Source organism: Yersinia sp. Marseille-Q5920 (assembly GCF_946902935.1).
GTDB classification, from domain to species: domain Bacteria; phylum Pseudomonadota; class Gammaproteobacteria; order Enterobacterales; family Enterobacteriaceae; genus Yersinia; species Yersinia rochesterensis.
This window is the reverse complement of record NZ_CAMPQA010000013.1, coordinates 107,278-129,905: the sequence shown is the minus strand read 5'-3', so window position 1 is coordinate 129,905 and position 22,628 is coordinate 107,278. Positions and strand designations below refer to the sequence as shown.

Below are 22,628 nucleotides of genomic sequence, written 5' to 3'. Positions count from 1 at the left end.
AAGTCAAAATCATTCTTTTCTCTTCCTGACCCGGCGAAGTGTGTTTCGTTGTTCCCGGTCAGTGGAGGCGCATTATAGGGAGTTCCTGACAGGCTGCAACCCCTAATTTGAAAAAACTTTTCAACCGCTGAATCTTTAGTCAAAACGCCGTTAAATTGGTAGTTTTTCCAGCGTTGGGAAGCCATAACTCTGCAAAACGGGTAATAAAGCGTCAGTGTCCGCATTCAATGCCATGCAATACGCAATGTTTTCCGACTGAGAAGAAACGACATTTTCCTGAGAAGAGATAAGCCAGGCGGTACGGCGAGCAATTGCAGCACCGGAATCGACCATTCGGGTACCTTCTGGTAGCACTTGCGCTAACTCTTCAGTTAATAGAGGGAAATGGGTGCAACCTAAAACAATGGTATCTGGCGGTTCACGCATGGCGAGCCACGGATGAAGGATTTTCTTTAATGCTTCCGGCGGCACAGCACCACCATGCAGCTTGGTTTCCGCCAGCTCCACCAGCTCGGATGATCCCAACAACTCAATTTTGCAATCTGTGGCAAAACGTTCAATCAAATCCAAGGTATAAGAAGCATGAACTGTGCCACGGGTGGCCAGTAGGCCGACAACACCATTCCGCGTGAGCCGTACCGCAGGTTTAATCGCCGGAACAACACCGACGACGGGGAAATCAAAACGCTCGCGTAAAGCAGGAAGAGAGACCGTGCTGGCCGTGTTACAGGCGATAACCACAATCGCCAGCGGATGGCGCTGTTGTACCGCAGTGACAATGTCTAATACGCGCTCAACGATAAATTCACCTGACTTCTCCCCATAAGGGAACGCGACGTTATCGAAAGCATATATATAGTGGAGATCCGGCAGTAATTGCCGAATCTCTTGATAAACAGATAGCCCGCCAACACCGGAATCAAAAATCAGTGCTGTCGGGCGAGGAGCAGTATCAGCCTTAGAAGTTATAACTTCCTGTGAGGTAATACTCTCGTCCAGCGGTTTTATAGCCATAAGCCGTTTCGTATTCTTTATCAAACAGGTTAGCAATTCTACCACGAACTGTGAGATGAGAAGTAACCGGATAACCAGCTGAAACGTCTACTATGCTGTAACTCGATAATTCGCGCTGAGTTGAGTTATAAATCGAAGTGATGTTGTCATAGCGTTTACCGTAATATTGATAAGAGACGTCCATATCAAGATTGAACATCGTCCAATCTAACTGATACTTAGCCTGTTGCTTAGAACGGCGAGCTAATACCTCATTATTTAGATCATTACGCGGGTCAATATATTGCAGGGTAACCGCATGCGTAAATATGCCGGTAGTGATGTTCCCCGTCCATTCCACGCCTTTGATGGTCGCAGAATTGACATTGTAGTATTGCCCCTTGACGATTGAATTATCAAAGGAGTAATCAATCAGGTTTTCAATTTTATTGTGATAAGCCGACAAGCGCCAATCAACCGGCCCAGTTACCCCTTCCAGCCCAGCTTCCCATTGGCGGGATTCTTCAGGTTTAAGGTCACTGTTTGAAATGATGTTGAAGCGCTGCGAGCCATATTGTTGACCCAATGAAGGCGCAAGAAAGCCGGTTCCGTAAGATAACGTCACGCGGTAATCCGGAACAAATTCCCAATCCACCGCTGTTTGCCATGTTTCATGCCAGCCAAATTGCTCATCTTTATCCCCACGGCCAGAAGCTTCCAACGTGACATCGCCGAGTTTCTGCTGCCCACTGAGGTATAAACCGGTGTTATCCCGCTTATAAGTATCTGAAATATTTTGGTTAGATGAGGTCAGGCGCTGCTGTTGCCAGTCCAGGCCCGCGCTCAGTGTTCCACTTTCAAAGCTGTAAGTGTTGCCCCATTGCACATTACGCTGATCCATATTATCCAGTGTGGTAGCCACACCATAGCGGCCATATTGGCTGCTAAAGTTATAATCCTTATATTTCTGATAGCTACCGACTAATTGGGAAGAATAAGCTCCCGATGCATAACGCAACCCTGCATCATAAGTATGGTTATATAGCCGCTCTTCATCGCCGCTGTATGAAGGGGACGACAAACTGCCAATATCGTAATCAGTATTGTTGGTATAACCATAACCTCTAACAAAACCGGAAATCTCTTGGTTAAACTGATGTTCCAACCCTGCCCAGAAGTTTTTATTGCGAAAACCATCGCGGTCGTTGTCGATTGGATTGGGTGAGTTAGGTTTGATGTTATAGCCGTTGGTGGTCTGATATCCCCCTGCTAATGTGGCTAAGGTATCGCCAAAACGCTGGCGAACACTGCCATCATATTGCTGGTAGCCCTTGGAACCGACACCGGCATTAATCTGCGCGCCCTCCTGGTCTGTTTGCGTAATCACGTTAATGACGCCACCAATTGCACCCGAACCATAGACTGCAGAGCGCGGCCCACGGATATACTCAATCCGCTGCACCAAGGAAATCGGGATTTGATCGAGATTGACGCTATTAACGATACCGGTGCGAGCCAGTGGGATACCATCAATCAAGATGAGCACATGACGCGCTTCCGTACCACGGATATACATAGAAGAACCCTGACCCAATCCTCCCATTTGGGCAATATCCACACCAGGCAAACGGCGCATGACTTCATTAAGACTTTTTGTCTGCCAGCGCTCGATATCATCGCGAGTGACCACATCGGTAGGTGCCAATACTGTAGAAACCGGTTGTTTAAAACGATTGGCAGTCACCACCATTTCATCTTTATTAGCTGTGTTGTCCTGCGCCCAACCAGAAAACGCCGTCACAGAAAGGGCTGTGAACAGCGTATATTTTTTTATTGTCATTGTATTTTTAATGATCATTTAGGAAAGCATCCAAACTCAAATAGCGGATGCCGCAGTGCCATGGTCGGTATTACGCGACGACCACGAATATTGCGACGTGATACCGGCAGGTCTTCGGGCTTGGGATCTCTACTATACAGAGCGGGCGATGACTTCCCGTCTTTTCGGACAGTGTCTGGTTGAAACCTATCGCCGTAACATCCCCTTACCGCTGCGCGTCAGCTCCGGATTTACACCGGATTCCCTTTTAACTCTTAAGTGTTTAAGTAACAGCTTGAGACCGGACGGCAATGTTATTATTAAGTTAAATGGATGTCTAGACTTCCATTCATGTAACAAATTAATTAAGTGACAAAAACTGGACATCAGAGCTACTTTCCCTACAATCCGCTGCAATAAACCTCTTTTATCATGTCCAGACGAGAAGAAACATGACTCCTGACATCCTGCCGACTGACGGCTACGAGCACCAATTGGCGGAAAAATCTGCCCGTCTTCAGGCGATGATGTCGCCGTTTCAAGCCCCTGAACCGCAAATATTTCGTTCTCCCGCACAGCATTACCGCATGAGAGCCGAGTTCCGCGTTTGGCATGATGAAGACGATTTGTACCACATCATGTTTGACCAACAAACCAAGCAGCGGATTCGGGTTGAGCAATTCCCGGTCGCCAGTTTGTTAATTAATCGTCTGATGAGCGTGCTGATGACTGCCATCAGAGCCGAGCCGATTTTACGGCGCAAACTGTTCCAGATTGATTACTTATCGACTCTGAGCGGCAAGCTGATCGCCTCTTTGCTGTATCACCGTCCATTAGATGAAGAATGGCAGCAGAAAGCGCGGGAACTGCGTGACCAATTGCGTGAGCAAGGCTTTGATCTGCAACTGATTGGGCGGGCGTCAAAAACCAAAATCATGCTGGATCACGACTATATCGACGAAGTGCTGCCGGTTGCCGGCCGTGAGATGATTTATCGTCAGGTTGAGAATAGCTTCACCCAACCTAATGCTGCGGTGAATATTCATATGCTGGAATGGGCGATTGATGTCACCCAACATGCCAGCGGCGATTTATTGGAGCTATATTGCGGCAACGGTAATTTCTCGCTGGCATTGGCACGTAATTTTGAACGCGTATTAGCGACTGAAATCGCCAAACCGTCAGTGGCGGCGGCGCAATACAACATTGCCGCCAATCATATCGACAACGTGCAAATTATCCGTATGTCCGCGGAAGAGTTTACCCAAGCCATGCAAGGTGTGCGTGAATTCAACCGACTGAAAGATATTGATTTAACTAGCTATAACTGCGAAACCATTTTTGTCGACCCACCGCGCAGTGGGTTGGATGATGAAACCGTCAAGTTAGTACAAGCTTATCCGCGCATCCTTTATATCTCTTGTAATCCAGAGACCCTGTGCGCCAATTTGGAACAGCTGCAACATACCCATAAAATCAGCCGATTAGCGCTATTTGATCAATTCCCTTACACCCATCATATGGAATGTGGAGTTTTGTTGGAAAAAAGAGACTGACGAAAAGCAAGAATCGGACACAAACAAAAGGGCAACGCAATGTTGCCCTTTCGATTTAGAGATATTGGTGAACAGAAAAGCTATTGCGGCTGCTGATTATCTGTATCCGTGCCGCTATCAGTATTGATATCTGTCTGCATCGATTTACGTGCTTTCAGTTTGAACAGAATCCAAAACACCAACGCCACACTCAAAATAGAGGGAACAAAGTTAGAGCCGATCGCCGGATGCTCAACCCGCACAATCGCGCTATACACTAGAATACCAAGTAAGAAACACGCACCCGCTAGCACGGGCAGGCCTCGCGGCATGGCAAAATTGAGATAGCGCTGATGCAAACAATAAACCGCCAAAAATAATGCCAGCAGCGGAAAGATTGAAAAAGGAACAAATCCACTGAATAACGCGTTAAATGAGCCGTTTATTGCCAACCCCGTAATCAAGGCCAGCAGCAGCGTACCCGTTTCACGGTGGGGTTGCTTTTCAGAGTGTGGCTGTTTTTCAGAACACGATTCTTCCATCATTTTCCTTACCTTTTCCTTATTAAACGTGGGACACCGCCAGCTTTTCCTGCTCACGACGATACCAATAATAAGCGCCTTTGGAGATCATCCGCAGTTGTAAAACCAAACGTTCTTCTAACTGTCGCCGTTGTTCAATATCCACGTCCAGCGCTTCTGCACCCGCACTGAACACTATTGTGACCATGGCCTCAGCTTGAGCTTCAGTGAAGCTGCGCGGCATGTGGTTTTCCAGCTCGAGGTAATCGGCCAACTCAGCAATAAAATGCTGAATTTCACGCGCAACTGCCGCACGAAATGCAGCGGAAGTCCCAGAACGTTCCCGCAGCAATAAGCGGAATGCATTCGGGTTATTACCGATAAATTCCATAAAAGTTGAAACTGAAGTGCGGATAACGCTGCCGCCCTTAGCAATCCGCTGACGCGCTTGCCGCATAAGTTGGCGCAACATCAGGCCGCTTTCATCGACCATTGTCAGCCCAAGCTCGTCTACATCACGGAAATGCCGGTAAAAAGAAGTCGGTGCAATACCCGCCTCACGGGAGACTTCCCGCAAACTCAGGCTGGCAAAACTCCGCTCAGCACTCAGTTGGCTGAATGCCGCTTCGATAAGGGAACGACGAGTCCGTTCTTTTTGTTGTGCTCTGACGCCCATAATCGTACCCAAGGGATATCCAAACTCTTAATCTAAGACATATAGTCAGCAATATACCAAACTTTATAGTAACAACCGTTATACAAACGTATCATCCCAATACGGAATTGCCGTTTTACAGCATACATCACGGTGATTTGCCCATTGTTTATTGGGTTATACTTGGGATGATGTTAATGTGGCGTTGTAATTTTGTATAAAAACAGGTCTCTCCTACATGCAACAGCACTTCCATTTTGATGCCATTGTTATTGGCTCGGGTCCTGGCGGTGAAGGCGCCGCTATGGGGCTGGTCAAGCAAGGCGCCCGCATTGCCGTGATTGAACGGTATAATAATGTGGGCGGGGGCTGCACCCATTGGGGCACTATCCCTTCCAAAGCTTTGCGCCACGCCGTTAGCCGAATTATCGAGTTCAACCAAAACCCACTCTACAGTGACAATGCCAGAACCATCAGCTCTTCTTTTGCTGATATCTTAAACCATGCGGATCGCGTTATTAACCAGCAAACCCGTATGCGCCAAGGTTTTTATGATCGCAATCACTGCCAAATGTTCTCCGGTGATGCCAGCTTCATAGACGCCAATACTATCAATGTGCGTTATGCCGACGGCACCAACGATACACTGCGAGCCGATAATATCGTGATAGCGACGGGCTCACGCCCTTATCGCCCAGCAAACGTGGATTTTACCCACGAACGTATTTACGACAGTGATACCATTTTACAACTCAGCCATGAACCACAGCACGTCATTATTTATGGTGCGGGGGTGATTGGCTGTGAATATGCGTCAATTTTCCGTGGTTTGAGTGTCAAAGTCGACTTAATCAATACCCGCGACCGCCTTTTGGCTTTCCTCGATCAGGAAATGTCAGATGCCCTCTCTTACCACTTCTGGAATAACGGCGTGGTTATTCGCCACAACGAAGAGTTTGAGCAAATTGAAGGCACGGTTGATGGGGTTATTGTCCATTTAAAATCGGGCAAAAAAGTCAAAGCCGACTGCTTGTTATATGCCAATGGCCGCACCGGTAACACCAGTGGTTTGGGCTTGGATAATATTGGGCTAGAAGCAGATAGCCGTGGCTTGTTGAAGGTCAACAGCATGTACCAAACAGCGCTGCCCCATGTGTATGCGGTGGGTGATGTGATTGGCTACCCAAGTCTGGCTTCGGCGGCTTATGACCAAGGGCGAATTGCAGCGCAGGCAATGATCAAAGGTGAGGCGAATACTCACCTGATTGAAGATATTCCGACGGGTATTTACACCATTCCGGAAATCAGTTCGGTAGGTAAAACTGAACAGGACTTGACTGCAATGAAAGTCCCCTACGAGGTCGGCCGGGCGCAATTTAAACACCTCGCGCGGGCGCAAATCGTGGGTATGGATACCGGTAGTTTGAAGATTCTGTTCCATCGCGAAACCAAACAGATCCTTGGCATTCATTGCTTTGGTGAACGTGCGGCGGAAATTATCCACATCGGGCAGGCCATCATGGAACAAAAAGGAGAAGGCAATACTATCGAATATTTCGTTAATACTACCTTCAACTACCCGACCATGGCGGAAGCCTACCGAGTGGCGGCGCTTAATGGATTAAACCGCCTGTTCTAACTTTTGGTTAACAGCCTCTGAACTCATGCGCGGTTGCATGTGTTCACGTATCGCCTCGGCAAGTTGCTCATAGCGTCCACGCAATGGGGAACCGGGGCGGTACACCAACGCAATGGTACGTTTTGGCACGGGTTTGTAGCATTCCAGATAACAAACGCCGTCGCGCTTTCTTTCATTCGGCACTGCCAGTGATGGCAATAGCGTAATTCCGCTGCCCGCAGCAACCATATTACGCAATGTTTCCAAACTGGTGGCGCGGAAATGTGTATCTTCATCAGCACCCGCCTGGAAGCAAAAACCCATCGCCTGATCACGCAAACAGTGACCATCTTCCAGCATCAGTAATTTCTCACCCGCCAGCTCATGCATCTGCACTTTGTCACGATCGGCCCACGGGTGATCAGCATAAATCGCCAATTGCATCGGCTCATCAAACAGTGGAACTTCAATAAAGGCCTCGGTTTCTTTGACCAATGCCAAAATAGCGCAATCGAGTTTGCCGCTATCCAACTGAGCCAGAAGATTTTGGGTTTGCGCTTCGTGCAGATACATTTCCAGTTTCGGGAATGTTTGATGCAACATAGGAATGATTTGCGGCAATAGATATGGCCCAACAGTAGGAATCAGCCCAATATGCAGCGGGCCAGACATACTCTCACCCTGCAAACTGGCCATTTCTTTGAGCACTTTCACTTCCCGTAATACTGTTCTGGCTTGATCCACCAGCAGTAATCCAGCCTGCGTAAACAGCACTTTCCGGCTGGTGCGTTCTAACAACATCACGCCCAGTTCATCTTCCAATTTACGAATCTGACCACTTAATGTGGGCTGACTGACATGACAAGAGTCGGCAGCGCGCCGGAAATGCCTGAATTCAGCCAGCGCCACCAGGTATTCTAAATCACGAATATTCATCGGTGCTCCGCTTTATGATAGCCATTGACGATAGATAAGATAGCAACCAGTGATTAGAACTATCAAGTGATAAAATGAATAATGTGTCCCAACGAAGAGATACCTAGAAAAATTTAAATATTTTATTTTTTAATTAAGGAGTTACAGATGTTCACTAGTCAAGAAGGTAAAAAAATTCCACAAGTGACTTTCCATACCCGTCAGGGCGACCAGTGGGTTGATGTCACTACCGATGAATTGTTCAACAATAAAACTGTCATCGTGTTTTCACTGCCGGGTGCCTTTACCCCGACCTGTTCATCCAGCCATCTGCCGCGTTATAACGAACTGGCCGGTGTGTTTAAACAGCACGGTGTTGATAGCATTCTGTGTGTGTCAGTCAATGATACTTTCGTGATGAATGCTTGGAAAGCCGATCAGCATGCTGAAAATATCACTTTCATTCCTGATGGTAACGGCGAGTTCACCAAAGGCATGGATATGCTGGTTGAGAAAGCGGATCTGGGCTTTGGTCCGCGTTCATGGCGTTACTCCATGCTGGTGCGCAACGGTGTGGTTGAGAAAATGTTTGTCGAACCAAACAAACCGGGCGACCCGTTTGAAGTGTCTGATGCTGACACTATGCTGAAATATCTGGCCCCTGATTTTAAAGTACAGGAATCTGTTTCTGTCTTTACCAAGCCGGGCTGCCCATTCTGCGCCAAAGCAAAACAAATGCTGCAAGACCATGGTATTCAGTATGAAGAAATCGTGCTGGGTAAAGATGCAACGACGGTCAGTCTGAGAGCTGTAACTGGCCGCGGAACTGTGCCACAGGTATTTATCGGCGGTCGCCACATTGGTGGCAGTGATGATTTAGAAAGTTATCTGTCTGCTTAATGACATTAATAAAAATAAAGATATCGTGAATACCCAAAGTCATTGAAGTTGCAGGTCGGCGGCAAGTGAACTCATCCCGTTGAGCTTACTCAAGTAAGTGATTCGGGTGGGTAAGCGTAGCTAACAACCCTGTAGCTTCAAATACGAAGGGTATACTTGGTAGGCTTCGGCCTACCCTTTTTTTCTGTTAGGAATAGACATGAAAACCTTAAACGTTGATGTCGCCATTATTGGCGGCGGTACTGCCGGGCTTGGCGCTTATCGCGCTGCCAAACTGTCGACCCCAAATGTGGTGATGATTGAAGGTGGCGAATACGGCACCACCTGTGCCCGCGTCGGTTGCATGCCATCCAAACTACTGATTGCCGCGGCTGAAGCTGTGCATCAGATTGAAAAAGCACCCGGTTTTGGTATCCATCCGCAAGGTAATATCTTGATTAATGGCCGCGAAGTGATGGATCGAGTGAAGCGCGAACGCGACCGTTTTGTTGGTTTTGTGCTGGAAGGTGTCGATAATATTCCAGCAGAGGATAAAATTCAGGGGTACGCCCGTTTTATTGATGACAATACACTGCAAGTAGATGATCACATTGGCCTTTCTTCACAAAAAATCATTGCGCAGCGTATCGTGATTGCTACCGGCTCTCGCCCAACTTGGCCTGCCGCCTGGAATGAGCTGGGTGACCGGCTTATCGTCAATGATGACGTTTTCAACTGGGATGACTTACCCGAATCAGTCGCAGTTTTCGGCCCTGGGGTTATCGGGCTGGAGCTGGGTCAGGCGCTGCATCGGCTTGGTGTTCAAGTTAAAATGTTCGGCGTGGGTGGTGGTGTCGGCCCCCTGACAGACAGTATTGTGCGTAATTACGCAGCAAAAACGCTGGGTGAGGAATTCTATCTCAATCCAGATGTGAAAGTTGAAGTGATGCAGCGCGAAGGGGATAAAGTCTTTATCCGCTATTTGGATGAAGCCGGTTCACCACAAGAAATTATGGTGGATTATGTTTTAGCGGCCACTGGTCGCCGTCCAAATGTTGATAAACTGGGGCTGGAAAATACCTCACTGGAGCTTGATGAGCGCGGTGTACCGTCCGCCGATCGGCTGACAATGCAGACCAGCGTGCCACATATCTTTATCGCCGGGGATGCCAGTAACCAATTGCCATTGTTGCATGAAGCCAGTGATCAGGCCCGCATTGCCGGGGTGAATGCTGGCGGATTCCCTGAAGTAGTGCCGGGTTTACGCCGCAGCGTAATTTCAGTGGTGTTTTCTGATCCACAAATCGCAATGGTTGGCTCTACTTTCCGCGAGCTGTCGCAAAAATTCAGTGCATGCGGTTGTTTTGAAATCGGCGAAGTCTCTTTTGAGAACCAAGGTCGCTCGCGTGTCATGCTGAAAAACAAAGGTATTTTGCGGGTTTATGGCGAACAGGGAACAGGTCGCTTCCTGGGTGCTGAAATGATGGGGCCGAGCGCCGAGCATATTGCACATCTATTAGCGTGGGCACATCAACAGCAAATGACCATCAATCAAATGCTGGATATGCCGTTCTACCATCCCGTTATTGAGGAAGGTTTGCGTACAGCATTACGTGATTTGCAGTCCAAGTTAAAACTGGGCACTGACGAGGCGGAGCGTTGTCTGCGCTGCCCTGGTGAATAATATTTCCACCTAATCTTTTCTCGCTAACTAAACCGGGCTTTATGCCCGGTTTAGGTTACTGACAAACCTTTTTTATAGCTCGGTGATTGACGAGGCGACTGCACCGATGGGCGCTCCCGCGGCACACGCCGCTACGACCCATTCAGCACATTTCCCCGCTTATCAACTTTGTTATTGCTCTAAACGGTTTCAAACGGCCGCCACCATTCACCATTTTTTACTTTTCAGCTCAAAACCAATGGGCATAGCCAATGTTACCTGCCCATTCGATAACAACCCGGCCGGCGGCGGAGGCAATGGTTGGGCGCGTTTAATCACGGCCAATGCTTCTTGATCTAAAGCCGCTGTTCCACTGCTTTTAATGAGTTTAACGGAGAGCACATATCCCTCTTTATTGACCACAAAACGGATAATCGCGTCTCCTTGTTGGCGCTGTTTTTTGGCGCGGAGAGGATAACGTTTAAACCCCGCCAAATGCCCTTGTAAGCGGCTTTTCCAATTCATTTTACTCTTTTGATTATGCGCCGAATCACTGTTCGCGGCCGCCGCAACCTGGTGACTTTCGCCAGACAATAGTGTGCTGGTTGTCACTGCGGGCGTAGAAGGTTTACTTTGATTTTCAGGTAATTGCTCGCTGATAGGTTGGCGCGATGTTATGACTTTTTGTTGTGGTCGTTTTACCTTGGTCGGCTCTTTTTTATCGGTGTCTACCTTTCTTTCAACAACCAACGCAGCATTAGAGTGCTCGGGAGCGGTCAGCACTTGGCTGACATCTTCTGGTTGGTTTTCCAACTGCTCGACTATTGGCTCATTGGTGTTTTGGGTGATCCCCACCACCGAATCTTGCTCTAAGTTTTGGGTAAATTCCGGTTCTGTCGACAAGGCGAGCATCATTGCCACAGGAGAGACCTCTGTTGAGGGCGGGAGCATAAATGTGTGACTCAATAGCCATATCAGAGAGATATGGATGCCGCTGGTAAATAAGATACTTCCCCACCAAAGCATGATACTGCCGCTATCCTGTCGTTTTTTCATAAATTGAATCACTATATTCCTTTATTTTTAATCCGTTACCTCTCAAGAATTACTCTTCAGCAAAGGCGACATGCAGGCGGTCTGTGAGCGGTTTAAACAAATAATTAAGTAATGACCGTTCCCCTGTGCGGATAAAAATATCAACTGACATACCGGGCCGGATTTCTAGCTCAGTTTGCTCAATATCAATAGCGACAGTTAAGGGATAATAAGGCTCTAAAGTCTGAGGATGCTGTATCCGATCCGCACCAACATGCAATACAGAACCTTGTAATCGTGGGGTATTACTTTGATTAAAGGCAGAGAAATTCAGATCTACGGGTAGCCCAATCACCACCTTATCAATTAATGATACGGGGAGCTGAGCCTCCGCTAATAATGGCTGCCCACTGGGAACCAGTTCCATTAATGTTTGCCCAGTACTGACCACGCCGCCAACAGTATGTTGAGCAAGCGCGATAACTGTGCCATTGACCGGCGCGTAAATACGCGTGTTATCTAACTCATATTCCGCAACCCCCAAACGCAGCTCTAGCTCTTGAGTACTTTGCTGCGCTTTGGCCAGTTGCTCGCGATTCTCACTTTTATACTGTTCACGCCGCTGTAAGATATGCTGCTCTGTTTCACCAATTTGTTTGTGAAGCTCCAAAATCTCACTGGTATTTTTCTCTATATTGGCACGCAGTGAGATCGCCTGCCGCTCCATCTCTAACAGTTGGCTTTGAGAGACATGACCATTTTTCGCCAATAACTGAACCCCCTGCAATTGCTGCTGGAACAAGTTAAATTGTTGCTGGTTATGACCTCGCAGCGTTTGTAATCCATCCAACTGGCTCTCGTGACGAGTAATTTGTGCAGATAACCGAGCAATTTCACTCAGTTGAGCTTGGCGTCGATGATGAAAAAGCTGTTGCTGCAAGACAATATTGCGTTCAACTAAAGGCTGCGCGGGGTGCTGGAGCAACATCGGGGGAAAAGTAATTGTCGGCAATTCATGTTGTTCCGCAGTGAGACGGGCTTCCTGAGCGAGGGCGTTCAAATACTGATGCTGTAAGTTATCCCGATGACTACGCATTGCAGTATCATCCAGCGTGATAAGTAACTGCCCTTCTGTGACGTCCTCACCCTCGGCAATATGCAATTGTTGAATACGCCCTCCTTGCAACGGTTGAACCAACTTACGATTTTCCGCGACAACAATATGCCCCATAACAGCAATACCTTTATCCAAGGGTGCCAACCCCGCCCAAAGCAAAGAACCGATGAAACCGCCTATAACCAATAACCCGCCAAGGCTAAGATATCTCCCGCTATTGGTCTGAAGCGGCGGTGGGTTTTGATGCATATTCTTAGCCGAGCTACGACTAGATTCAGGTAACATCGGTGACTTCTCCTTCCGTGGATATATTTAATATCATGATTTTTGTGATGCCGTGCGAGCTGGGACAGCACCATATGAGATACCGCTATTCCAAGACTTTTTACTCGCTGGTGCTTTGACTTCATCTTTAACCGGCGGCTTCTCCTGCCCTTTAATCTGCTGTAAAACGGTTGCAGTACGATCGAACAATTCCACCCGCCCTTTATTGAGCAGCAATAGGTAGTCGCTATCTGACAATAACTCTGGCTTATGGGTGATCATCACAATGGTGCAACCCTGCTGTTTGAGCCGGATAATGCTTTCTAATAAAGCTTTTTCACCTTCTTTATCCAAATTGGCATTTGGCTCATCCAACACAATAAGCCGTGGTACACCATACATTGCCCGTGCTAAAGCAATGCGCTGGCGCTGGCCGCCAGATAATGCCTCACCGCCCTCGCCTAGTTGAGAGTCATATCCGCACGGCAGATGTAAGATTAAATCGTGAACCCCCGCCATCTGAGCCGCCGCGATAACTTTTACTGTGTCAATCGTGCCAAAGCGCGCAATATTTTCAGCAATCGAACCTCGAAATAGCTGAATATCCTGTGGCAGGTAACCAATAAATTGCCCTAGGTGGGCTTTATCCCATTGAGAGATATTCGCGCTATCTAATCGCACCGAACCGCTGAAAGCCGGTTTACATGCGACCAACAGTTTCGCCAAGGTCGATTTGCCACTGCCGGATGGCCCCAAAACACCCAAAATATTACCGGGATGCAATTCAAAGTTGATGGAATATAAAATTGGGATATGTGTGCCCGGCTTACAAACAGTGAGCTGTATTACGCTGAGTTTTCCTATTGGCGCAGACAAAACCATACCTGCGGGTACAGGTGGATGCTCTGCTAATAAATGAGCCAGACGCTGATAAGACAACCGCGCCTGGCTCCATTGTTTCCAAACTGCAATTAACTGGTCAATAGGCCCTAATACCCGGCCGATTAAAATTGAACCAGCAATCATGACTCCCGCCGTAATTGCGCCGTCAATGACCAGTAATGCACCTAGCCCTAGCATCATTGATTGCAAAGCATGGCGACTGGATTTAGATGCCGCAGTCACCTGACTGCTTTTGTCACTGGCAATATTTTGCTGATAAAGAAAATGTGAATGCTGGACTAACCAACGTCTGCGTAATGCATCCAACATTCCCATGGCTTCAATAGCATCTGCATTGCGCAAATTCGCATTGGCTTGCTGTGTTGCTTGTGAAGTTATTGTGGAAGCTTCTTTTAATGACTTTTTACACACCCACTGGTTGAGCCAAGCTAAAAAAATCAACACACAAGCACCGGATGCGGCTAATACACCTAACCAGGGATGGAGGACAAAAATGACCAATAAGTAAAGTGGGAACCAAGGAGCATCAAAAAAGGCAAATAGGGCATTTCCCGTCGCAAACTGACGTAGAGAGGTCAGATCATTTAAAGCTTGTGCTGCCGGTGTTTTATGGCCCACAAGTTGAGATGAAAACGCGGCGTTAAAGACCCGTTGATTAAGTTGCATATCAATCCGAGTCCCAAGCCGAATAACTATCGCGCTGCGAATCCATTCAAGTAAGCCAATAAATACAAATATTCCCAGTACCAAAATAGTGAGCATCAATAATGTCATGGTATTCGCTGACGCCAAAACGCGATCATAAACCTGCAGCATATAAATAGCGGGGGCCAACATTAAAAGATTAATTACTGCGGTAAATAGCCCTATTCCCCAGAGACTCTTCTTATGATGGGCTAAAACAGAAAGGATAGTCAGAGACTCCGAGGAAGTCTCTGGGATTTTATATGATTCCATGGCGTCCATTCCCATACTAAAAGTAGGATTACTGTCTGAGTTAGCGCTGTTTTATTTCTCAAATACAATAATTTAAACCCTTAGTGATACAAATATAACCAGTATCATCCAAGGTATGACGGTAATATTATCAACTCACCAAAAAAATAATTTTTACAATCTTTATTAAGCAGCTAATAATATTTCAACATTAGCGGCGGTCCCGACAGTATCAATTACTGGCGCGTCATTGATAACTTCGCTGGCGGCCTCAAACTGACTGGCAATAGCCATATCTTTAAGCGGTGTATCTACGTCAATACCTTGCGCTTTCAGCTTTTTCAGTATCGGTTCGGCATCGCCTCTTAATAAACTGTATACGCCGAGATCTTTACCACTTAGGCAGTCATGATGAATGTAGGAATGGAGCAACATATAAAATGAACTTTCTATATCATCTGCAATATCTAGTCCGTCAAATTTTAACTTCTCATTCTTAAGTCGATAATATATTTCATGGTCGAGCTGGCCTTTACTTAACTCAATATTAGAAAGAGACGATATTTTCTCACCAAAATACAAGCTTCCGTTGATGCCCGCAGTGACTTGCTGATTAAATAGATCATCACCTACCATTGATGTGGTTGCTACATACCCAGTGGTTATCGCTACATTATTCTGCTGAGGATTGATTCTTCCATATGCATAGAGACTCCCTGAATCGGCTGGGCTGTATGACCCTAACTGAAAAATATAATCTTCATCTGAGTTATCAGACGGTGCTAGCGTCATATCGCCGAAATAATTAGCCCATTTACGTGTATATGAAGAAATAGACTCATGACTGATTTTTTTATCATATGTGATAGTAACGGCCATAATAATATCCTTTTAATTATGCGGCTAATAACTCTTGTGGCACACCGACAGTTTCAATATCTAATGTATCGACCATAATATCGCTGGCAATATCAAACTGACTGGCGATAGCCATATCTTTAAGCCGAGTGTGCACATCAATGCCTTGTGCTTCCAGCTTCATTAATATGGGTTCTGCATTACCTCTTAGTAAGTTGTATATTCCAAGATCCTCTCCACCTTGATAGTTTTTATCCTCATTCAGTACATAAGATAAAGTATAAATAGAATTAGTTATATCATCTGCAATATCTAATCCGCTGAACTCCAATTGCACTTCCTGAAGTTGCAACTGTTCAAATCCTATACCTTTCAGATCAGATGTAGGGAATAAATTTTCACCTAACTCTAAACTCCCGCTAATATCTGGAATTAAGTGCTGATCGAGTAAATCCTCTATATCTATATTAATCGTTGCTACAAACTCTGTCACTATTGCTGCTTTTTTCTGATCGTAAAGATGGGAGCTGGCCGCAGCAATTTTTCTACCGGAAACTGGAGGGGAGGGTTTAGTGGAGGAGATAATACTGTATTCTATATCTGGTTTAATCAAAACCATATCATCAAATTTAGTTGCCCATTGATGAAGATAGGAAGAAATTGTTTCATTTTTAATTTTTGGTTGATACTTTATTTCCACAGTCATAATAGTATCCTTTCATTTGACCATTAATAATATATAACTCGCCATTGAGTTATATATCTCTACGGAATAAAATAAAGTTACAATGTCTACCGCAAGCGGTATACGCCAAACCAACCAGAGTCGCTCGCGGTGGTTTTGTTTTATTTATCTAAAAATGATATTATCATGATCTTTATTACTATTATGCTGCCATCAATATTTCGGCACTATCATATGAACCGATAGTATCAATAATTGGCGCATCAGCCATCATTTCACTTGTGGTATCCAACTGGCTGGCAATCGCCATATCTTTCAGTGGAGTATTGATATCAACACCTTGGGCTTTGAGGAGTTCCAACATTGAGTCGGCATTGCCTCTCAGCAAATTGTATGTGCCTTGATCGGCCCCATCTTGGTAAGGTTTGCCTGGTTCAGCGTGTATCGCACGAGATAATGAACAGGCTGAATGATAAAAATCACCTTCAATTTCTAAGCCATCGAATCTCAACTGCACTTGTTCAAGTTGTTTAGCGGTATTATCAGTATTAGAAATTAATGACTCACCAAACTCCAAGGATTGAATATAATTATCAATCCCCATTCTTCCATTATCACCCAAGAGCGTCCCACCAATAATTATTGCTTCGCTCTGATAAGGGCTTTTAAAACCAGCAAGAACGATTTCATTATTATCATTAGCGTCGATATCGCTAAAGAAATAATATAGCTCATCAATATTACTGGCCTGAACTAAGTCACCGTAAGCAGTAGCCCACTGCTGGGTATAAGAAGATATGGTGTGGTCTGCGAATTGACTGTGATATTTAATAGTTACTGTCATAATAATATCCTTTTAATTGACAATGAATCTATATCCCATCAATGAGTCATATATATCTACGGGATAAAATTACAGTAACCACCGCCAGCAATATATGCCAAACCAACCAGAGTAGCTCGCGGTGGTTTATTTTATTTATCTAAAAATCATATTATGATGGTATTTATTACTATTATGCAGCCATCAATATATCGCCACCATCATATGCTCCGACAGTATCAATCATTGGCGCATCTGCCATCATTTCACTGCTGGTATCGAACTGGCTGGCGATAGCCATATCTTTCAGTGAGGTATTGATATCAATACCTTTGGCCGCGAGTATTCCCAACAGGGGTTCTGCATTGCCACGCATCAAACCATAAGTGGCTTTATGCATCTCGCCTTGGTGGTTTTCTGCCATGGTTTTGTTAACATCATAGTCACCGGTAATATCTATATTGCACAATTTCAGTTGCACATCATTAAGCTGCTTACCAATACCATTTTGATTATCAGCCAATGATTCACCTAACTCCAAGCCTTCCATTTTGCCGTAGAAAGTATGCTGAGGCATAAAGGAGTACTTCAACTCGCCTTCAACAATTATCGCGGTACCCGTACCGTGCGAGCTACTCACTGAATATTGGGTCCCATCAAAAAATCCACCACCAGCGAATTGACCAAAATCCTTGGAGTATCCTTCAGCCCCAGTGTCTTTGATATCGCCATGCTTAGTGGCCCACTGCTGAAGATATGAAGAAAGGGTATAATCTTTAAATTCGCTATTATATTGAATACTTACTGTCATAATAAATCCCTTATATTAAACAACAAATATATGACTCATCATTGAGTCACTTCGACCGACAGATAAAAATAACACTTCACCTGAAGACTTTACATTCAATATCTATATCTATTCTCTGTATTTTAGTTTTGTATTAAAAACTAAAATTTATATTCAAAACCACCCTGAATAGTTCGGCCCCGATTCGGGGAAAAAGAAATTGAATCACCATAACTAACAAGATAAGCACGATTGGTTATATTTTCTATTGAGCTGCGCAAAATTAAATTATTAGTTAGCTTATAACTGGCATAAAGATCAAATATGGTATATTTCGGCCAATCTGCAACATAAGCGGTATTTGCATACCCATAGTTATTAATGACTGAACTATCTTGGTGTCCTTTGTTATAACGAATAACGGTACCGAGATCCAGCTTTTTATCAAAAATTCTACCACCTAAAGTTAAACTACCGCGATCACCAGGTAAATAAGCGGAAGATCCAAATAAGTTTCTTGCTGCCCGGCAGTCAATAATATTGTTTATTTTATTATTAATAACACTATAATGCCCATATTTATTATTACCGGCAAGATTTTTCACCCCCCCTAACCAAGCCCTTTTTGAACAAATACTATTGACACCAATCATTCTGGTATAATTAAGGTTGGTATAAAATAAACCCATATCATAACTTAATTGATATTCCAGACCACGAAATTGGGTTGCCAGTAAATTATTAATATAGGTGGCATTAGCAAAGCTACCCCCTCCATGCAAGGGCTTTTCTTTGGATAGCTCAAGATTGACATAATTAGTCACACGGGTATCAAAGTAGGCCAGTTTGGCCACCAGACGATCTTCTTCAATAAACAGATTACTGTGCTGGATATTAATGCCGGTTTCCCAGGCTTTGGAATGCTCTGCTGCCAGCAGCGGATTGGGCAAAATCCAGCCGTGACCATGGGCGCTGCCGGTGGCCAGCACTTCGGTAATCGCCGGTGGCCGCCAGGACTTACCGTAATTGCCAAAAAACTCCAGCCATTGCACGCCAGGTTTGATACCAATGGCTGCCGTGGGTGACAGTTGCTGTTCACGGCGATCGACCTCCCAGGCCATTGTCATCGGTGTAATTACACACCGCTTCCATTCGTTGGTAACATGTTGCTCATGTACCTTTTTGTTACAGCGGTTTTCACGGGTATAAGCTGCTCGGAAATCTTCGCTCTGCATCCAGGTATTTCCTTGTAACCTAAATTGGTCGTGACGCAACCCCCCCTCCAACCGCAGCCAATTATCATAATCATAATTCAACTGAGCAAAAGTGCTGGTAATGGCGCGCTTACCCGGAGGGGTGATGCCTAGCATCGACTCATGAGTGGAGTTGCCAGAGGAACGGTCACTAAACCACTCAAGACCATAATTGAGGCGGAATTGGTGGTGGTCAGCAAGGGTAAAAAAACTGGTGTTTTGCAGTTGTAAACCCCGGGTACTCAGCCGGGTTTGAGTCCAGAATTTATCGCGGAAAACAACATTGGCATTATGAGTATTAGTTTTATCATCAGTATCAACGTAATAGATTTTCGCCGTTAGATCTAGCCAGGCGATATGCTCGGGCTTGAGGCTATAATCCAGCCCAATATTGCGATTCGCCACGTTACTCACACTGCTGCTTACCCAGCCATGCTTTCCTATTCCTGGCCCTTCTTTTACCATGGTCATAAAGCCGGCATTAGGGCTATGTATTTGGGTTTGCAGATAACTGAATGTTAACCGTTGGTCGGCGGATAAATTCCAACCCAACTTGGCCAGTTGTGAGTGCATTTTATAATTAGTGAATGGCACTTTATTATTTTTAATATCATAACTTAATTTTTCTGTGGCTGTGCCAAAACGAATATCGCCCAGAATTCCTTTATTGCCCGGCCAATAATCGCTTAAATTTCGCTCGCTGGCAGCGATTAATAGATCGCCATATTCATTACCCATTGCCAACACGGCACTGCCAATAAGATTAGTGCCATTATCACCGTGCATAGCGCGGATTTTTCCGCCTATCTCTTTACCCGACTCGAGGAAATCACTGGCATTAATAGTATTAAAAGTGGCAACCCCACCAATAACTCCCGCTCCGCCAACACCGCTGGGAGCGCCCTTTTCAATCACTACATTACTTAATATTTCTGGATCAATATACATCACGCCATTGCGTTGACCATGACCACTTTTCATAAAATTCTGACGCATGCCGTCAATATTCATATTGACGCGACCATAATCCTGCATGCCACGGATATTCACTGATAACGCCGGGTCTTGCTGACTCACACTGGAATAGACTCCCGGCGTTTGTTCTAATATATCTGCCGCATGGCGCGCGGGCCGGTTATCTAATTGCTCGCGGGAGATTTCACTGACCGAATGGAGTTCATCATAAACCCAGTCCCCCTCCTGCGCATTACTGGCTCCCTCTACTTTGAGCTTATCCAATACCATGTCATTTTCTTTCGATGATGGCACGGTATCATCAGCTTTGACATGCTCTGAATAACCTTGTGCCGCGATCGCTAACAATATCCCAAATGCAATCTTATTCATTGCATTTATTGTCACTTTTTTATCTCTAACTATACTTTCCATTTATGAGATTCCATCCTTATTAATACAAACTAATATATATATTAATTATTTAGCATCACTTTAATTATATAAAAACCAATATAGGGTAATAGAAAATCACCCCGAATAATATAAATCTCCGAGGTATTGATATGTTATGGCTTGATATAAAACAAATAAGTTAATGGAGTTAATAAAATAAATCGTTAAAAAAACTTAATATTATTATTTAGTGAACAGGGTAATATATCGAGTCAATACTTCCTTTTATGTTTCCACATTAAATTCCTTTAATATTTTTTAATACTAGTAGAAGTTTTACTACAACGCCACGATTTGATAATGATTATCATACCCATTTGTGAGTGTGAACTCAACGGTACATTAAAAATAATGCAGCATCGAGTTAAAAATTAAGGCTCTTGGCAGAATAAGGAATAACGAAATAATCATTACTGTAATAACAATAAATATATTTAAGTTTCTATAATGTAAAATGGGCCACTATAAAAGTGGCCCATTGCTAATATTAATACTTGGCGAACTAAAACAGTCGCGTTTTAGCCTCTGCAATGGCTGAAGCCACTTGCTGCGGTGAAACACCGCCTTTAGCAACCCGCTTATCTAAACAAGATTGCAATGACAAAATCGGATAAACATCATCGCCAATGACGGCACTGAATTTTTGCAAATCGCTCAGCGATAAAGCCTCTAATGCTTTCCCCTGACGAATCGCCTCAACCACGGCCTCACCGACAATATGGTGCGCTTCACGGAAAGGTACACCTTTGGCGACCAGATAATCCGCTAATTCAGTGGCATTGGCATAACCTTGCTCAGCCGCTTCTTTACAGCGCGGGCGTTTTACCTGAATGCCATCCAACACCAGCGCCGCCATATGCAAGCAGTCGAGCCAAGTATCGAGTGCATCAAACAGGCCTTCTTTGTCTTCCTGCATGTCTTTGTTATAAGCCAGAGGCAAGCCTTTCAGCGTCATCATCATCCCGGTCAATGCGCCTTGTACTCGGCCACATTTCCCACGGATTAATTCCAGCGCATCGGGGTTTTTCTTTTGCGGCATCAGAGAGGAACCTGAGGTTACGCGGTCAGATAAATCGACAAAAGCCGCTTCGCCGCTGTTGAAGAAGATCAAATCTTCGGCAAAACGCGACAAATGCACCATACCAATGCTGGCGTCAGACAGTAATTCCAACACATGGTCACGGTCAGAAACACTGTCCAGACTATTGCGAGTCGCCGAGGCAAAACCTAACCAGCCCGCCAATTGTTCGCGATCGATAGCATAGGCGGTACCCGCCAATGCGCCACTGCCTAACGGGCTGACATCAAGGCGTTTTAGGGTATCTTGCAGCCGACTTTCATCACGGGCTAACATTTCAGCATAAGCCAAGCACCAGTGGGCAAAGGTGACTGGTTGAGCACGCTGTAAATGGGTATAACCCGGCATCACTGCATCCTGATTGGCTTCGGCAGTCATAACCAGCGCTTGCTGCAACTGTTGCACAGCCGTTTTTAATTCGGTTATCTGGAATTTGCACCACAACTTCAGGTCAGTCGCCACTTGGTCGTTACGGCTGCGCCCGGTGTGCAGTTTCTTACCTAAATCGCCCACTTTATCAATCAGCTTGGTTTCTACCCAGCTGTGAATATCTTCAGCATCACTGGCTAAAATGGCCTGTGGATCGGCCTGAACTTCCTCTAATAAAACAGAGAGCGCCTGCTCAAGTTGTTGCTGTTCAGCCGCCGTTAAAACGCCAACCGTGACCAGTGCTTTAGACCAGGCAACAGAACCGATAATATCCTGCTCTGCCAGCCGGTAATCAAACCGCAGAGAGTCATTAAATTGCTTAAAACGCTGATCTGCCGCCTGACTGAACCGCCCGCCCCATAATGCCATCGTCTTACTTCCTTAAGTTCTCCCCTTCGCCTTTGAAGCTACAGGGTTGTTAGCTGCGCTCGCTCACCCGAATCACTTAC

At 45.4% G+C, this 22,628-nt stretch carries 19 protein-coding genes and 1 riboswitch; of the genes, 4 read left to right on the top strand and 15 right to left on the bottom strand.

Annotated elements, in window-relative coordinates:
* The 3 genes from OVO64_RS17255 to btuB all read right to left on the bottom strand — a co-directional run.
* The coding region (locus OVO64_RS17255; protein WP_267248914.1) for a hypothetical protein at positions 1-185 on the bottom strand (185 nt) is incomplete at its 3' end.
* Entirely contained in the window at positions 151-1,014 is an 864-nt protein-coding gene (gene murI, locus OVO64_RS17250) for a glutamate racemase (RefSeq protein ID WP_120010988.1), read from the bottom strand. The genes OVO64_RS17255 and murI, both read right to left, overlap by 35 nt.
* On the bottom strand, positions 959-2,851 hold the full coding sequence (gene btuB / locus OVO64_RS17245; RefSeq protein ID WP_072089202.1) for a TonB-dependent vitamin B12 receptor BtuB: 1,893 nt from the start codon (positions 2,849-2,851) through the stop codon (positions 959-961). Before btuB ends, murI begins: the two co-directional genes overlap by 56 nt.
* A 69-nt stretch (positions 2,852-2,920) precedes the next feature.
* Positions 2,921-3,133: riboswitch (cobalamin riboswitch) on the bottom strand.
* 131 nt (positions 3,134-3,264) lie between these two features.
* Between btuB and trmA the strand changes: the two genes are divergently transcribed.
* Positions 3,265-4,368, top strand: a complete 1,104-nt coding sequence (gene trmA / locus OVO64_RS17240; RefSeq protein WP_038638075.1) for a tRNA (uridine(54)-C5)-methyltransferase TrmA — start codon at positions 3,265-3,267, stop codon at positions 4,366-4,368.
* An 80-nt stretch (positions 4,369-4,448) separates the two neighbouring features.
* On the opposite strand, the gene OVO64_RS17235 is transcribed toward trmA, so the two are convergent.
* Entirely contained in the window at positions 4,449-4,892 is a 444-nt protein-coding gene (locus tag OVO64_RS17235; protein ID WP_072089203.1) for a YijD family membrane protein, read from the bottom strand.
* A gap of 19 nt (positions 4,893-4,911) precedes the next feature.
* Positions 4,912-5,544 carry an HTH-type transcriptional repressor FabR gene (fabR, locus tag OVO64_RS17230; RefSeq protein ID WP_186377442.1) on the bottom strand — a complete coding sequence of 211 codons (633 nt, stop codon included), beginning with the start codon at positions 5,542-5,544 and terminating at the stop codon, positions 4,912-4,914.
* 217 nt (positions 5,545-5,761) lie between these two features.
* On the opposite strand from fabR, the gene sthA reads away from it, so the two are divergent.
* Entirely contained in the window at positions 5,762-7,162 is a 1,401-nt protein-coding gene (gene sthA / locus OVO64_RS17225) for a Si-specific NAD(P)(+) transhydrogenase (protein WP_038638069.1), read from the top strand.
* On the opposite strand, the gene oxyR is transcribed toward sthA, so the two are convergent.
* Positions 7,145-8,077 carry a DNA-binding transcriptional regulator OxyR gene (gene oxyR, locus OVO64_RS17220; RefSeq protein WP_038638066.1) on the bottom strand — a complete coding sequence of 311 codons (933 nt, stop codon included), beginning with the start codon at positions 8,075-8,077 and terminating at the stop codon, positions 7,145-7,147. The two genes, sthA and oxyR, sit on opposite strands and share 18 nt — an antisense overlap.
* Before the next feature lie 147 nt (positions 8,078-8,224).
* Between oxyR and OVO64_RS17215 the strand changes: the two genes are divergently transcribed.
* Both OVO64_RS17215 and OVO64_RS17210 read left to right on the top strand, forming a co-directional pair.
* A complete protein-coding gene (locus OVO64_RS17215) occupies positions 8,225-8,956 on the top strand; it encodes a glutathione peroxidase (RefSeq protein WP_038638063.1) in 732 nt (243 codons plus the stop codon).
* 199 nt (positions 8,957-9,155) lie between these two features.
* Positions 9,156-10,619, top strand: coding sequence for a dihydrolipoyl dehydrogenase (locus OVO64_RS17210; protein ID WP_145509825.1), 1,464 nt, complete (start codon positions 9,156-9,158; stop codon positions 10,617-10,619).
* Positions 10,620-10,826: 207 nt separating this feature from the next.
* Here OVO64_RS17210 and OVO64_RS17205 read toward each other — a convergent pair whose 3' ends face one another.
* From OVO64_RS17205 to argH, 9 genes are all read right to left on the bottom strand, one after another.
* On the bottom strand, positions 10,827-11,654 hold the full coding sequence (locus OVO64_RS17205; RefSeq protein ID WP_162928709.1) for an energy transducer TonB: 828 nt from the start codon (positions 11,652-11,654) through the stop codon (positions 10,827-10,829).
* Between the two features lie 49 nt (positions 11,655-11,703).
* Complete coding sequence (locus tag OVO64_RS17200) at positions 11,704-13,035, bottom strand: HlyD family type I secretion periplasmic adaptor subunit (RefSeq protein ID WP_267248913.1); 1,332 nt, start codon at positions 13,033-13,035, stop codon at positions 11,704-11,706.
* A gap of 33 nt (positions 13,036-13,068) precedes the next feature.
* On the bottom strand, positions 13,069-14,874 hold the full coding sequence (locus tag OVO64_RS17195; protein WP_038638054.1) for a type I secretion system permease/ATPase: 1,806 nt from the start codon (positions 14,872-14,874) through the stop codon (positions 13,069-13,071).
* A 165-nt stretch (positions 14,875-15,039) separates the two neighbouring features.
* Complete coding sequence (locus OVO64_RS17190; protein WP_267248912.1) at positions 15,040-15,732, bottom strand: heme acquisition protein HasA; 693 nt, start codon at positions 15,730-15,732, stop codon at positions 15,040-15,042.
* A 16-nt stretch (positions 15,733-15,748) separates the two neighbouring features.
* The gene (locus OVO64_RS17185) at positions 15,749-16,417 is read right to left on the bottom strand and encodes a heme acquisition protein HasA (protein ID WP_038638048.1); all 669 of its coding nucleotides are present in this window, start codon (positions 16,415-16,417) and stop codon (positions 15,749-15,751) included.
* Positions 16,418-16,598: 181 nt separating this feature from the next.
* On the bottom strand, positions 16,599-17,240 hold the full coding sequence (locus OVO64_RS17180) for a heme acquisition protein HasA (RefSeq protein WP_038638045.1): 642 nt from the start codon (positions 17,238-17,240) through the stop codon (positions 16,599-16,601).
* 172 nt (positions 17,241-17,412) lie between these two features.
* Positions 17,413-18,030 carry a heme acquisition protein HasA gene (locus OVO64_RS17175; RefSeq protein ID WP_267248911.1) on the bottom strand — a complete coding sequence of 206 codons (618 nt, stop codon included), beginning with the start codon at positions 18,028-18,030 and terminating at the stop codon, positions 17,413-17,415.
* A 140-nt stretch (positions 18,031-18,170) separates the two neighbouring features.
* Positions 18,171-20,651, bottom strand: a complete 2,481-nt coding sequence (locus OVO64_RS17170; protein WP_267248910.1) for a TonB-dependent hemoglobin/transferrin/lactoferrin family receptor — start codon at positions 20,649-20,651, stop codon at positions 18,171-18,173.
* Between the two features lie 523 nt (positions 20,652-21,174).
* Positions 21,175-22,548, bottom strand: coding sequence for an argininosuccinate lyase (argH, locus tag OVO64_RS17165; protein WP_038638036.1), 1,374 nt, complete (start codon positions 22,546-22,548; stop codon positions 21,175-21,177).
* Between the last annotated feature and the right edge of the window lie 80 nt (positions 22,549-22,628).

Bases quoted from the DNA above. Each gene is read 5' to 3' on its own strand.
- murI (WP_120010988.1), bottom strand. From the start codon at position 1,014: ATGGCTATAAAACCGCTGGACGAGAGTATTACCTCACAGGAAGTTATA.
- btuB (WP_072089202.1), bottom strand. From the start codon at position 2,851: ATGATCATTAAAAATACAATGACAATAAAAAAATATACGCTGTTCACA.
- trmA (WP_038638075.1), top strand. From the start codon at position 3,265: ATGACTCCTGACATCCTGCCGACTGACGGCTACGAGCACCAATTGGCG.
- OVO64_RS17235 (WP_072089203.1), bottom strand. From the start codon at position 4,892: ATGATGGAAGAATCGTGTTCTGAAAAACAGCCACACTCTGAAAAGCAA.
- fabR (WP_186377442.1), bottom strand. From the start codon at position 5,544: ATGGGCGTCAGAGCACAACAAAAAGAACGGACTCGTCGTTCCCTTATC.
- sthA (WP_038638069.1), top strand. From the start codon at position 5,762: ATGCAACAGCACTTCCATTTTGATGCCATTGTTATTGGCTCGGGTCCT.
- oxyR (WP_038638066.1), bottom strand. From the start codon at position 8,077: ATGAATATTCGTGATTTAGAATACCTGGTGGCGCTGGCTGAATTCAGG.
- OVO64_RS17215 (WP_038638063.1), top strand. From the start codon at position 8,225: ATGTTCACTAGTCAAGAAGGTAAAAAAATTCCACAAGTGACTTTCCAT.
- OVO64_RS17210 (WP_145509825.1), top strand. From the start codon at position 9,156: ATGAAAACCTTAAACGTTGATGTCGCCATTATTGGCGGCGGTACTGCC.
- OVO64_RS17205 (WP_162928709.1), bottom strand. From the start codon at position 11,654: ATGAAAAAACGACAGGATAGCGGCAGTATCATGCTTTGGTGGGGAAGT.
- OVO64_RS17200 (WP_267248913.1), bottom strand. From the start codon at position 13,035: ATGTTACCTGAATCTAGTCGTAGCTCGGCTAAGAATATGCATCAAAAC.
- OVO64_RS17195 (WP_038638054.1), bottom strand. From the start codon at position 14,874: ATGGAATCATATAAAATCCCAGAGACTTCCTCGGAGTCTCTGACTATC.
- OVO64_RS17190 (WP_267248912.1), bottom strand. From the start codon at position 15,732: ATGGCCGTTACTATCACATATGATAAAAAAATCAGTCATGAGTCTATT.
- OVO64_RS17185 (WP_038638048.1), bottom strand. From the start codon at position 16,417: ATGACTGTGGAAATAAAGTATCAACCAAAAATTAAAAATGAAACAATT.
- OVO64_RS17180 (WP_038638045.1), bottom strand. From the start codon at position 17,240: ATGACAGTAACTATTAAATATCACAGTCAATTCGCAGACCACACCATA.
- OVO64_RS17175 (WP_267248911.1), bottom strand. From the start codon at position 18,030: ATGACAGTAAGTATTCAATATAATAGCGAATTTAAAGATTATACCCTT.
- OVO64_RS17170 (WP_267248910.1), bottom strand. From the start codon at position 20,651: ATGGAAAGTATAGTTAGAGATAAAAAAGTGACAATAAATGCAATGAAT.
- argH (WP_038638036.1), bottom strand. From the start codon at position 22,548: ATGGCATTATGGGGCGGGCGGTTCAGTCAGGCGGCAGATCAGCGTTTT.